The organism is Aquabacterium sp. A08, from assembly GCF_011742065.1.
In genome coordinates this window covers 1-632 of the sequence record NZ_JAAQQT010000356.1, presented here as the reverse complement: position 1 = coordinate 632, position 632 = coordinate 1, and the positions used below count along the sequence as shown (strand labels likewise).

Annotated in this window: 1 pseudogene; it reads left to right on the top strand. The window is 68.8% G+C overall.

Annotated features, from left to right (window positions below):
* Nucleotides 1-632 (top strand): annotated as a pseudogene (locus HA630_RS27045) (3-oxoadipyl-CoA thiolase); the annotation flags it as partial.

Below are 632 nucleotides of genomic sequence, written 5' to 3'. Positions count from 1 at the left end.
GCCGGCGGCGTGGAAAGCATGAGCCGCGCGCCCTTCGTCATGCCCAAGGCCGAAAGCGCCTTCAGCCGCAGCAACGCGGTGTACGACACCACCATCGGCTGGCGCTTCGTCAACAAGCTGATGAAGGCCCAGTACGGCGTGGACTCCATGCCCGAAACCGCCGAGAACGTGGCGGTGGACTTCGCCATCAAGCGCGAAGCGCAAGACCTGATGGCCTTGAACAGCCAGTTGCGTGCGGTGGCCGCCATCGAAGCCGGCCACCTGGCCCGCGAGATCTGCCCCGTCACGATCCCGCAAAAGAAGGGCGACGCCATCGTCGTGGACACCGACGAACACCCCCGCAAGACCAGCCTGGAGGCGCTGGCCAAGCTCAAAGGCGTGGTGCGCCCCGACGGTTCCGTGACCGCCGGCAACGCCTCCGGCGTGAACGACGGCGCCTGCGCCCTGATCCTGGCCGACGAAGCCACCGCCGCCAAGAACGGCTTGACGCCGAAGGCCCGCGTGGTGGGCATGGCCACCGCCGGCGTGGCGCCGCGCATCATGGGCATCGGCCCGGCGCCGGCCACGCAGAAGGTGCTGGCCCAGACCGGCCTGACGCTGGCGCAGATGGACGTGATCGAGCTCAACGAAGC